Source organism: Streptomyces sp. C1-1 (assembly GCF_050214755.1).
GTDB lineage: Bacteria > Actinomycetota > Actinomycetes > Streptomycetales > Streptomycetaceae > Streptomyces.
Window position 1 is genome coordinate 6,002,419 of sequence record NZ_CP189826.1, and the last position, 11,543, is coordinate 6,013,961.

Sequence of the window (11,543 nt, forward strand, 5' to 3'; positions counted from 1 at the left end):
GTGAGAGTCGCCGTCGCCGAGGACAACGCCCTGCCGAGGGAGGGCCTCGTCCTGCTGCCGACATCCGCCGGGCACGAGGTGGTGGCCGTCGCCGGCACCGGCCCCGAGATCCTGCCGGCGCTGCTGGAGCACCGCCCCGACGCCGCCGTGCTCGACGTGCGCATGCCGCCCGGCTTCCGGGACGAGGGCCTGCGCGCGGCACTGCAGGCCCGTGCGCGGCTGCCCGGACTGCCGGTCCTGGTGCTCTCGCAGTACGTCGAGGAGACCTACGCCGCCTAGCTGCCGGCCGATGGCGCGGCCGGGCTCGGCCACCTCCTCAAGGACCGGGTCGGCCGGGTCGACGAGTTCCTCGACGCGCTGGAGCGGGTGGCCGCGGGCGGCACGGCACTGGACCCCGAGGTGGTCACCGAACTCCTCACCCGCCGCAAGGATTCCCCGCTGGACTCCCTCACGCCCCGTGAGCGGGAGGTGCTGGCGCTGATGGCCGAGGGCCACGACAACGCGACCATCGCCAGGACCCTCGTCGTCACCGAACGCGCCGTCCACAAGCACATCGGCAACGTGTTCCTGAAACTCGGCCTCCCGGCGAGCGAGAGCGGACACCGCCGGGTACTGGCCGTCCTGGCGTACCTGAACAACAGGTGGCCTCGCGCTCCGCAAACGCCTTTGCGCGGCTAGCTTCGCGCCGCCTCCGGGTGGAGGCGTACCCAGCCCTCCCAGGCCGAGAGGATCATGTCCTGGACGTCGTGTTTGGCCTTCCAGGCCAGTTCGGCGGCGGCGCGGTCGGCGGAGGCGACGACGCGGGGCGGGTCGCCGGGGCGGCGCGGGGTGACCGTCGGAGGGCGGTCGTAGCCGGTGAGGGCGTTGACGCGGTCGATCATCTCGCGCACCGACACGCCTTCGCCGCGCCCGATGTTGAGCGTGAGGTCGCGGCCGGGGGCGGCGCGCAGCGCGCGGGCGGCGGCCACGTGGGCCTCGGCGAGGTCGACGACGTGGATGTAGTCGCGTACACAGGTGCCGTCGGGGGTCGGGTAGTCGTCGCCGAAGACGCGCGGGGGAGCGTTCTCGGTGAGCTTCTCGAAGACCATGGGGATGAGGTTGAACACGCCGACGTCAGCCAGTTCCGGGGTCGCCGCGCCCGCCACGTTGAAGTAGCGGAGCGAGGCCGTGGCGAGGCCGGTCGCGCGGCCCGTCGCGCGGACCAGCCACTCACCGGCCAGCTTGGTCTCCCCGTAGGGCGAGATCGGGGCGCAGGGCGTCTCCTCGGTGACGAGGGCCACGTCCGGCATGCCGTACACCGCGGCGGACGAGGAGAACACGAAGGACGGGACGCCCGCCGTCGTCACCGCCTCCAGCAGGACGCGCAGGCCCTCCACGTTCTGCCGGTAGTAGTGCAGGGGCAGGTCCAGCGACTCGCCGACCTGCTTCTTCGCCGCCAGATGCACGACCCCGGTGACCTCGTGCTCGGCGAGGGAGTGCGCCAGCCGCTCGCCGTCCAGCGTGGAGCCCACCACCAGCGGCACCCCCTCCGGCACGCGCGCGGCGAGGCCGGTGGACAGGTCGTCGTACACGACGGCCCGCTCGCCCGCCTGCGCCATCGCCCGGACGACGTGCGCCCCGATGTACCCGGCGCCGCCGGTGATCAGCCAGGTCATGTGCGGTCGTCCCCTCGTCCTCGGTGCGTGGTCCGCGTCCCGCGTATCAGTGAAGCAGGCGGGACCGTCACACGGGGACAGGTGAGCCGACGCCCTGGGTGTCGGGCGAGACGACGGGTGCGGGGACGGGCGCCGGGGGTGTGGTCGAGCGCCACACGCGCGTGAAGGACAGCACGGCGGCGGCCGCGAGCAGGCCGTTGCGTACGAGCATCAGCCCGCAGCCCGTCCATGTGCAGGCCATCACCTGGTGGTAGAGGGCCGGATAGGCGACGGCGCTGACCGCGGTCGCCGCCACGACCAGGGCGGCCACGGGGCGTTGCACGGTGTGCCGCGAGGTCAGGCACACGGCGGCCAGGCCGAGCAGCCAGATCATGTACTGGGGGCTGATGACGCGGCTGGTGACGGTGAAGAGCAGAACGGCGCTGAAGGCGGCGTCGTACGGCGTCGCGGGCGTCCAGCGCCGGGCCCGCAGCCGCCACAGGAGCAGCAGCCCGAAGGCGACCGCGGTGAGCGCGAGGGACGCGTACGCGACGGCCCGGACGTACGGGCCGGTGAACTCCATGGCGCCGTACTGGTAGCGCACCCTTCCCGGCCACCCGGCGTGCGTCGCGAGGGAGAGCGCGGTGCCGCCCAGCGACTCGATCTGCACGCCCCGGCCGCCCTGTTCCCGAAGGAAGGACAACGGGTGGGCGAACAGCGCCGCGAACACGCCCAGCGAGACGGCTCCCGCCCCGGCCGCCCACGACCACGCCGAACGCGTCGTCGGCCCCTTGGGTGTGCCCAGCAGCACCAGCGCGGGCCACACCTTCACCACGGCGCCCAGCGCCGCGAACACCCCGCACACACGCGTGGAGCGCGACATCGTCAAGAGGGAGATGACGGCGAGCGCCGTGACCTGGACGTCGTAACGGACGAGCGGGATGTGCAGCAGGAGCGGCAGGCCGCCCACCCACACCCAGGCGCCGAGGAAGCTGCGGTTGCGGCGGCGGCCCGCGTGGGTCAGCGCCAGGGCGGTCGCCGCGTCGGCGGCGAGGGTGAGGACGACGAACGCCTGAAAGTACGTCAGGCCCGGCAGCAGCGCGGGCGACAGCAGGACGGCGCCCGCGCCCGGCGGGTACTGCCAGAGCGGGTCGTGGGTCGGGAAGGTGCCCAGCGTGAGGACGTCGTAACGACCGTGTCCCGGCCGAGTGCGGGCAGTTGGTCGTGGGCGAGGAGCCACAGCATCGCGGCCCGGGTGGCGAGCCAGCCGGTGGCGAGGACGAGGCGCGGGTGCTTCCTGAGGGCGTTCGGCGCGGCATTCATCACCGCGGATGGTAAGCCGGGCGAATGGTGTATGCGTGCTAATACACCGTCAATCGTCGGTAAGAGCTTGCCAACACCACAAACTCGGCTGCGTGACGAACGTTAGCTGCTGTATGGAGAGCGAGGTTTCGCGGCGGGCGCGCCCCCGCCGGTGGCCGCGGACGGAGACCGTGGCCGTGGCGGTGCCGACGGCCCTGATGCTCGTACTCGGGCTGTGGGGCGTCGACCGGGGCGGGATGTGGGGCGACGAGAGTGTCAGCTATCTCGTGGCGCGCCGCACCGTGCCGCAGATCTGGCGGCTGCTGCACACCGTCGACGCCGTGCACGGCCTCTACTACCTGTTCATGCACCTCGTCCTCGCCGTCCATCCCGGCGAGGTCGTCCTGCGTCTGCCGTCGGTGTGCGGGGCCGCCGCGGCGGCCGGCCTGGTGGCGGCGCTCGGTACCCGGCTGGTCCGGCCGCGCGTCGGCCTGTGGGCCGGCCTGCTCTACGCCGTCAGCCCGATGACCGGCCACTACGCCCAGGAGGGCCGCTCGTACGCGCTCGTCTCGGCCGGGGTGGCGGGCGCGACCCTGCTGCTGGTGCGGGCCCTGCGGGAGCCGCGCGGGCTCCGCTGGTGGCCGTACGCGAGCCTGCTCGCGGTGACCTGTCTGCTGCACGAGCTGGCGGTTCTGGTCCTCCTGGCGCACGCGGCGACGCTGGCGCTGGCCCGGGTGGAGCGCCGGGTGTGGTCCGGCTGGGGGCGTGCGGCGGGCGCGGTGGTCGTCGTCCTGCTCCCGCTGGCCTGGGTCTCCGAGGGCCAGTCGGGCCAGGTGTCGTGGCTGCGGACGCCCGGGTGGCCGCAGGTGGAGGTCCTGGGCCGGTCCTTCGCCGCAGCCCCGGAGGGGCCGTTGTTCTGGGGGTGCGTGCTGCTGGCGGCCGTGGGCCTCACCGTCCGGCGGCCCGCGGTGGTCGCGCTGCCCCTGCTGGTGCTGCCGCCCGCGGTCCTGCTGCTCGTGTCGCAGATCCAGCCCCTCTACGACGACCGGTACGTGCTGTACGCGCTCGCCGGGGCGCCCCTGCTGACGGCGGCCGGCGTCGACCGGCTGGTGACGGTCGCCGGGCGCCTGCTGCCGCGCGTGCCCCGGCGGCCGGTGCGCCGTCTCGTCCCCCTCGGCGGCGTCTTGGCCGTCGCGCTCGTCTTCGTCGCCTCGCTCCCCCTGCAGCGGGAGAACCGTTCCGCGGACCACCGCCCCGAGAACTTCGCCGCCGTCTCGGCCGCCGTCGCCCGGCAGGCCCGCCCCGGGGACGCGGTGCTCTTCCTGCCGTCGTTCTGGCGGGTCGGGGCGCAGGCCTACCCGAAGGGCTTCGGGCGGGCTCGTGACGTCGCGCTCGCGGAGTCCGGGGCCCGGTCCGGGACGCTCAGCGGCCTGGAGGCGCCGCCCGGGGAACTGCGGCGCAGGCTCGCCTCGGTGGACCGGGTGTGGGTCGTGGCCCCCGGGTACGCCCTGAGGTCGCGCTGGGTGCCGAGCGACCCGGTCGACCGGCTCAAGCTCGACGCCGTGGAGGAGCACTTCACCCACGTCGAGGGGTTCGCGAGCGGCCGGATCACCCTCGGGCTGTACGTCCGCCGCCCGCGGCTATGACTCCTCCAGTGCCGCCTCCACGGCGGCCTCGTCCAGGGCGGTGGTGAGTTCGTCGAGGCGGGCGCGCAGGGCGCGGATCTCGTCCACGTCGAAGCTGGTGGCCGTGACGATGCGCCGCGGTACCTCCAGTGCCCGCTCGCGCAGGGCGGAGCCCTCCTCGGTGAGCCGTACCTCCACCGAGCGTTCGTCGCGGGCGCTGCGCTCACGGCGTACCAGACCCGCCGCCTCGAGCCGCTTGAGCAGGGGGGAGAGGGTGCCGGAGTCCAGGCGCAGGTGCTCGCCCAGCTTCTTGACCGGCTGGTCGCCGTGCTCCCACAGCACCAGCATCACCAGGTACTGCGGGTAGGTGAGCCCGAGGTCCTTGAGGACCACGCGGTACAGACCGCCGAAGGCGCGCGAGGCGGCGTGCAGGGAGAAGCAGATCTGCTGGTCGAGGCGGAGCCAGTCGGCCGCGGGTGCAGGAGTCGGCGAGGTGCTCATGCCTCCAGGATAGCTCTTGCCCGCCATTCAGTTGTGCGCAATTGAATTGTGTGCTCTACTTGTGGTCGTGAGGCGGCCGCAGGAAGAGCCGCCGGAACATGACTTCGAGAGGGATGGTCATCCATGGACGCGCTCTACACCGCTGTCGCCACCGCCACCCACGGCCGCGACGGTCGCGCCTTCACCAACGACGGCAAGATCGACGTCAAGCTGGCGCCGCCGGTGGAGCTGGGCGGCAACGGCGAGGGCACCAACCCCGAGCAGCTGTTCGCCGCCGGTTACGCCGCCTGTTTCGGCAGCGCCCTCGGTCTCGTCGGCCGCCAGGCCAAGGTGGACGTCAGTGACGCCGCCGTCACCGCCGAGGTCGGCATAGGCAAGCAGGGCGAGGGCTTCGGCCTCAAGGTCACGCTGCGCGTCGAACTGCCGGACACGGTGGACGAGGTGACCGGCCGCAAGCTGGTGGAGACCGCCCACCAGGTCTGCCCGTACTCCAACGCCACGCGCGGCAACGTCGAGGTCGACCTCGTCATCGAGTAAGTCCCTGCGCACGTCGACCGACCCGCACCGGCACCGCCGGCGCGGGTCGGCGCGTTTTGCGATACGCGACATTTGACCGGGCCTGGCCGAATCGTGCGATCACGCGTGATAGGCCATTTCAGTATGTGGCGGCTTCCTTTCTGGTTCTCCCTGATCGCCCTGGTTTTCGCCGCCGCGCAGTCGGCGGAGATCCAGGGGCGCGCCCGTATGGACACACGCCAATACGTGGCGCACGCGTACATGTTGCAGGGCGTCGGCCGGGAGGAGGCCTCCCGGCGGGCGCTGGAGTACTTCTGCGACAGCGCGCGCGTGGCCGCCGCCCGGCACGCGAGCGCGGACCTGGCGACGTACCGGAACCACGACGGTGGGAACTCCGCCTACCGGGACTGCCTCGCGCGCGGGGAACGCATCATCGCGGGCGCCGCCCGGCGCACCGACATCACCGGTTACCGGGCGCTGTTCAGCGATCCGCGCGTCTCCGAGATCTTCGCGACCAGGCCCGGATACCCGGCCTTCACCATCCCCTTCGTGCGCGCGTTCGGCCTGGTCCGCGGTCTGTGGGCGGCCGCGGTCGTGGTGACCGTCCTGGGAAGCGGCCTCGTGGTGCTGATCCTGCGCCGCCTGGGCGTCTCCGCCCCTCTCGCCCTGCTCGGGCAGGTTCTCTACAACGCGCTGCCGACGGGCACGGAATCCATGCAGCCCATGTGCGAGGGACTGCTGCTGTGCCTGCTCCTCGCGGGAATCCTCGGCTGCGTCCGCGTCCTCGAAGGCCGTGTCCGGTCGGGTACGGCGATCTCCGTCGCCGCGTTCGCCGCGGCCGCCTGCGTGAAATACGCGCAGACCCTGCTCGCCGTCGCCGGAATCGCCGGCGTGCTCGCGCTGTACCTGTGCGTGCGGTGGGGCAGAACGCGGGAGTTTCGGCGGCCCGAAGGCACACTGCTCGCGGTCACGGGCCTGTTCGCCGTGGCGCTCCAGATCGTGATCGCGGTATTCGCGCTGCCCGGCACCCGGGCCAGCCTCCAGGAACTTCTGGCCGTCCACTACAGCAGACCGGTGCCGCCGCACCTGCTGCACCAGTTCCTCCGCCTGAGCCTCGCCTTCTGGCGGGAGTGGCTGCGCGGCGCGCTGGCGCAGCCCCTGAACCTGCTCCTGCTCGCGGCCGGGGCCTGGGGAGCCCTGCGGTACCACCGGCCGTTCGGGCTCCTGGCCGTCGGCGTCGCCGTCGCCGGGTTCGCCAACCAGGCCGGACACCCCGAAACGGCCATGGGGCCAAGGCTGTTGGTCATGGCGAGCCTGCTTCCCGTGTGCGGCATCCCCCTGCTGATCGAGAGCCACGCCGTACGTCGCGCGCGCGGGGGGCAGGACACCGCGGTCCTGCCCCCTCGCACGGAACGCCGGTTCGCCGCGCCCGAAGGTCAGCTGTACTGAGGCAGCCGGGCCGAGCCGTCGGCCGCCCGGGGAATGGTCACGGCCGCCCCTTCGCCGCCGCCCGCCGTCCCACCCAGCAGCACCTGTCGGACGACCCGCTCGGCGGCCCGTCCGTCGTCGAACTCGCAGAACCGCTCCCGGAACGCGGCCCGCAGCCCCGCCGACTCCTCGTCCCGCCAGGTGCCCGAGGCGAACAGCCAGGCCAACTCCCGATAGGAGCACGACACATGGCCCGGCGCCTCGGCGGTGATGTCGAAGTAGGCGCCCCGGCTCGCCGCGTACGCGCCCCAGTCGTCGGCGTGGACGACGATCGGCCGGTCGAGGTTGGCGTAGTCGAACATCAGGGCCGAGTAGTCGGTGACCAGCACGTCGGAGGCGAGCATCAGGTCCTCGACGTGCGGTTCGTCCGTCGCGTCGACCAGGACGCCGCGCCCGTGCAGATCGGCCGGCCCGAGCCCGCGCGGCGTACCGGTGGCGAGCGAGGGGTGCAGGCGTACGACGAGGGTGTGGCCGGCGCCCAGGTCCGCGGCGAACCGGGCCAGGTCGATGCGGTCGACATGGCCGCCCCGGCGGTACTCCCGGCGGGTCGGCGCGTACAGCACCACCGTGTCGCCGGCGGGGATGCCGAGGCGGGCGCGGACGGCCGCGCCGCGGTCCGCCGGGGCGTCGACGAGGACGTCGTTGCGCGGGCTGCCCGTCCGCAGCGACGTGAAGTGGCACGGGTAGGCCCGCTCCCACACCAGCTCCGAGTGCCGGTTGGCGACCAGGCTGACGTCCCAGCGGTCGGCGCGGTGCAGCATCTTCGGCACGCTGAAGCCGTGCCGGGCACCGGGCTTGCCGAGCAGGTCGGCGCCCATGTACTTGAGGGGGGTGCCCTGATGGGTCTGGACGTGCACCTGGCCGGGCCGCTTGACCAGGCTGCCCGGCCAGTTGACGTTGTTCACCCAGTACGTGGCCCGCGCCATGACCGCGTGGTAGCGCCGTGAGCCGGGCGTCACGAAGTCGATGCCCGGTGGTACGTCGGCGACCGACTCCTCCCGCACCACCCACACCCCGCGCAGCTGCGGCGCGATCTCGCGGGCCTTGGCGTGGATCGCGGCCGGGTCGCCCGAGACACCCGCGTGGTGCGTGGAGGAGTAGACGACGAGGTGCGGGTCCAGCGGCAGCCGCGACTGGGCCGCGTACCAGGCGCCCTGCGCCGACGCCGACACCTTGGCCGCCACCCGCCGCTTGCCCGCCCCGGCGAGCCTGCGCGCCCCGCGCGCCCCGCGCAGGGCCGCGTACGAGGCGTAGGGCGTGCTCGCCAGCAGCCGCATCTCGGTGCCGCGCGGACCCTCGGGCGGGGTGAAGCCCTCGGGGCAGTGGCGGCGGTGGAAGGCACGGATCTCGCGGTGGAAGGCGGCCCGGTCGGACGGGGTCACCCGGTCCTCGCGGGCGATGACGTACAGCATGTGGTCCATGGCTCGCTCGAACAGCAGCGGACGCGCCCACGCGAGGTCCTCGCGCTCCTCAAGGAACGCGAACAGCCCCTCGTACTGCGGGAAGATGTCGAAGTGCCGGCGCCCCGGCGTCTTGGTGATCGCCCCCTGCCGGCGCTGCCGATACTCGACGCCGATCCGGTTCAGGCAGGCGATGCGCTCGGCGAGCACCATCGATCGGTAGGTGACGGGGGCGTCCTCGTACAGGCCCGGCGCGTACCGCAGGCCGTGCTCCTGGAAGAAGTCCCGGCGATAGGCCTTGTTCCAGGCGACCAGGAACAGGTGGACGTACTGCGGGCTCTCGCGGAGGCTGAAGACTTCCTGCCCGGCCGCGGCCAGCAGCGCGGAGGCGTCGCTCGGCCCGCCCCGGCCCCACCAGTGGGTGCGTACGTGGTCGAAGACGAGGATGTCCGGGTCCTCGGCCGACCTCAGACGGTCCGCGACGGCCGCCAGCAGACCCGGCGTGTAGAAGTCGTCGCTGTCGAGGAAGAGGACGTAGTCGCCGCGCGCCTGCTCCAGCCCCGCGTTGCGGGCACGGCCGAGGCCGACGTTCTCGGGCAGGTGCAGCACGCGCACCCGCTCGTCGCGCTGCGCGTACTCGTCGAGGATCGCGCCGCAGCCGTCGGGCGAGCGGTCGTCGACGGCGACGACCTCGAAGTCCGGGTACGACTGCGTGAGCACGGAGTCGAGGCACTCGCGCAGGTAGCCCTGCACCTTGAAGACGGGGACGATGATGCTGAAGCGGGGCACGTCAGCTCCTTGCCAGGGTCGTCGCGGCGGGGGCGGGCAGGCGCTCGGCGAGGGGGATCACCGGCGGGATCGCTTCCGGCGGTTCGCCCAGCAGCACCCGGCGTACGACCCGCTCGCTCGCCCGCCCGTCGTCGAACTGGCAGAACCGCTCCCGGAACACGGCCCGCGCCGCCCTCGACTCCGGCCCCGCCCAGGAGCCGTCGCGGAAGACGCGCGCCAGTTCCTCGGGCGTGCGGGCCACCGGACCCGGCGGCAGCTCCAACAGGTCGAAGTAGACGCCCCGGGTCTCCCGGTAGACGTCCCAGTCGTCGACGTACACGACCATGGGCCGGTCCAGGTTGGCGTAGTCGAACATGATCGACGAGTAGTCGGTGATCAGGGCGTCCGCGGCCAGGCAGACGTCCTCGGCGGAGCGGTGCGCGGTGACGTCGATGATCCGTCCGGTGTTCCGCGCCCCGCCCCGGTCGTAGAAGTAGTGGGCGCGCAGCAGGACGACGACGTCCTCGCCGGCCTCCTCGCAGAAGGCCTCCAGGTCCAGCCCGGTCTCGAAACCGGTGTGGTAGTCGCGGTGGGTGGGCGCGTAGAGGACGGCCGTCTTCCCCTCCGGGACGCCCAGCTCCCGCCGGGCCCGGGCGACGTCGTCCGCCGTCGCCGTGTAGTAGACGTCGTTGCGCGGATAGCCGTACTCGAGCGTCTCGTGCGCGGCCGGGAAGGCCCGTTCCCACATCTCGGTCGAGTGGCGGTTGGAGGTGAGGTTGTAGTCCCAGCGGTCGACGCGGGCCAGCAGCTTGGCGAAGCTGCCGGTCGCCGCGGCCACCACGGGGTACGTGGCCTGGTCGACGCCCATCTTCTTCAGCGGGGTGCCGTGCTGGGTGGACAGGTGCACGCTGCCCTCGCGCTTGACGACGGCGTCGGCGAAGTTGGCGTTGTTGACCAGGTACTTGGCGCGGGCCAGCACGTCCCAGTACTTCGCGCTGCCGATCACCGCGTACTCGATGTCCTTCGGCAGGGTGTGCGCCTGGTCCGGCTCGACCAGGAACACCGAGCGGATGTGCGGAGCGAGTTCGCGGGCCTTGGCGTGGATCGCGGCCGGGTTGCAGGCGTAGCCGCGGCCCCAGTAGGCGCAGTACACGGCCAGATCGGTGTCGATGGGGCGGTGCAGGGCGAGGCGGTAGCGCAGGCGGGTGCGCAGGCCCTGGGGGCGTGGCAGGGCCTCCAGGACGCGCACGGCCGACTGGTTGGCGCCGCGCATGGCGTGGAAGGCCGTGTACGCGCCGCTCGCCAGGAGCCGGTGCTGGACGCCGAGGCTGCCGGCCGGGGTGCGGAAACCGGCCGGGCGGTGCCGGCGGTAGAGCCTGCCCGCCCGGCGGAAGAAGGCGCGGCGCCCGGTCGTCAGACGCCGAGGGTGGGCGGCCGTCTTCAGGACCGCGGTGAAGAGGTGGTCGAAGAGGGGCACCGACCGCTCGTCGGGCAGGCCGAGTCCGGCGGCCTGGGTGAGGACCAGTTCGACCTGGTCGAGCAGGTGGAGGTGGTGCTCGCCCGGCAGGCTCAGCCGGCTGCCCTGCCGTCGCACGAGATGCCGTACGACGACCTCGCGCAGCACCGCCGCCTTCTCAGCCCGCAGCGCGACGAGGCCGCCGAAGCCGACGTCCGTGAAGTGACCGTCGGGGAAGCCGAGCCGCTGGTCGGTGAGGAAGGCGCGACGGTAGGCCGCGCTCCATGCCGGGAGCTGCACGCCGGTCAGCCGGGGCACCTGGGCGGGGGCGAAGGCGCCCTCGGGGGTCTTCGGCAGCAGCAGGGCGGCCGGGTTGGTCGGCTCACCCTCCCACCAGGGGACGCGCTCGTGCTCGGCGTACAGCACGTCGACGTTTCCCGTCTCCGCGAGGCGGGCGTCCAGCGCCGCCAGCGCGCCCGGCACCAGGACGTCGTCGCCGTCGAGGAAGAGCAGATACGTGCCCGTCGCCGCCCGCGCACCGGAGTTGCGCGCCCCGGCGAGGCCTGCCGACGGGGGCGAGTGCACGGGGGTCACGCGGGTGTCCCGCTCCGCGTACGCGGCGCTGACGTCCGCCGCGGGCGCGTCGGGGCCGTCGCAGACCGGGATCAGCTCGAAGTCGCCGTAGGACTGGGCGAGGACGGAGTCCAGCGCCTGGGACAGCCGACCCGCCACCCCATGGGACGGGACGATGATGCTGAAGCGGGGCATTCTGCTCTTTCTCTCGAGGCTCGGTGGGAGCCGCGGGCGGGCCTCAGCCGAGGCGGCCGGGTCGCCCCGCGGGACGCCAGGTGGA

7 protein-coding genes and 2 pseudogenes are annotated in these 11,543 nt (G+C 73.0%); 4 read left to right on the forward strand and 5 right to left on the reverse strand.

All coding sequences use genetic code 11. The features are described from left to right. Nucleotides 1-678, forward strand: a pseudogene (locus ACQF4J_RS27450) (LuxR C-terminal-related transcriptional regulator). Here the strand turns inward: ACQF4J_RS27450 and galE are convergent. Together galE and ACQF4J_RS27460 are read right to left on the reverse strand one after the other, a co-directional pair. Continuing rightward, complete coding sequence (galE, locus tag ACQF4J_RS27455) at nt 675-1,655, reverse strand: UDP-glucose 4-epimerase GalE (protein WP_351570719.1); 981 nt, start codon at nt 1,653-1,655, stop codon at nt 675-677. The pseudogene ACQF4J_RS27450 and the gene galE overlap by 4 nt on opposite strands. Before the next feature lie 67 nt (nt 1,656-1,722). Then, nucleotides 1,723-2,957, reverse strand: a pseudogene (locus ACQF4J_RS27460) (glycosyltransferase 87 family protein). A 176-nt stretch (nt 2,958-3,133) separates the two neighbouring features. On the opposite strand from ACQF4J_RS27460, the gene ACQF4J_RS27465 reads away from it, so the two are divergent. Further along, nucleotides 3,134-4,582: a glycosyltransferase family 39 protein gene (locus ACQF4J_RS27465; protein WP_351800121.1), complete on the forward strand. Its 1,449-nt coding sequence runs from the start codon at nt 3,134-3,136 to the stop codon at nt 4,580-4,582. On the opposite strand, the gene ACQF4J_RS27470 is transcribed toward ACQF4J_RS27465, so the two are convergent. Next, nucleotides 4,577-5,089 carry a MarR family winged helix-turn-helix transcriptional regulator gene (locus tag ACQF4J_RS27470; RefSeq protein WP_427167007.1) on the reverse strand — a complete coding sequence of 171 codons (513 nt, stop codon included), beginning with the start codon at nt 5,087-5,089 and terminating at the stop codon, nt 4,577-4,579. The genes ACQF4J_RS27465 and ACQF4J_RS27470 overlap by 6 nt on opposite strands. A gap of 96 nt (nt 5,090-5,185) precedes the next feature. Between ACQF4J_RS27470 and ACQF4J_RS27475 the strand changes: the two genes are divergently transcribed. Together ACQF4J_RS27475 and ACQF4J_RS27480 are read left to right on the forward strand one after the other, a co-directional pair. Continuing rightward, nucleotides 5,186-5,599: an organic hydroperoxide resistance protein gene (locus ACQF4J_RS27475; protein WP_351570707.1), complete on the forward strand. Its 414-nt coding sequence runs from the start codon at nt 5,186-5,188 to the stop codon at nt 5,597-5,599. Between the two features lie 123 nt (nt 5,600-5,722). Then, a complete protein-coding gene (locus ACQF4J_RS27480; protein WP_427167009.1) occupies nt 5,723-7,027 on the forward strand; it encodes a hypothetical protein in 1,305 nt (434 codons plus the stop codon). On the opposite strand, the gene ACQF4J_RS27485 is transcribed toward ACQF4J_RS27480, so the two are convergent. Beyond that, nucleotides 7,015-9,255, reverse strand: coding sequence for a bifunctional glycosyltransferase/CDP-glycerol:glycerophosphate glycerophosphotransferase (locus tag ACQF4J_RS27485; RefSeq protein WP_427167011.1), 2,241 nt, complete (start codon nt 9,253-9,255; stop codon nt 7,015-7,017). The genes ACQF4J_RS27480 and ACQF4J_RS27485 overlap by 13 nt on opposite strands. A gap of 1 nt (nt 9,256) precedes the next feature. Then, nucleotides 9,257-11,458 carry a bifunctional glycosyltransferase/CDP-glycerol:glycerophosphate glycerophosphotransferase gene (locus ACQF4J_RS27490; protein WP_427167013.1) on the reverse strand — a complete coding sequence of 734 codons (2,202 nt, stop codon included), beginning with the start codon at nt 11,456-11,458 and terminating at the stop codon, nt 9,257-9,259. Nucleotides 11,459-11,543 lie beyond the last annotated feature (85 nt).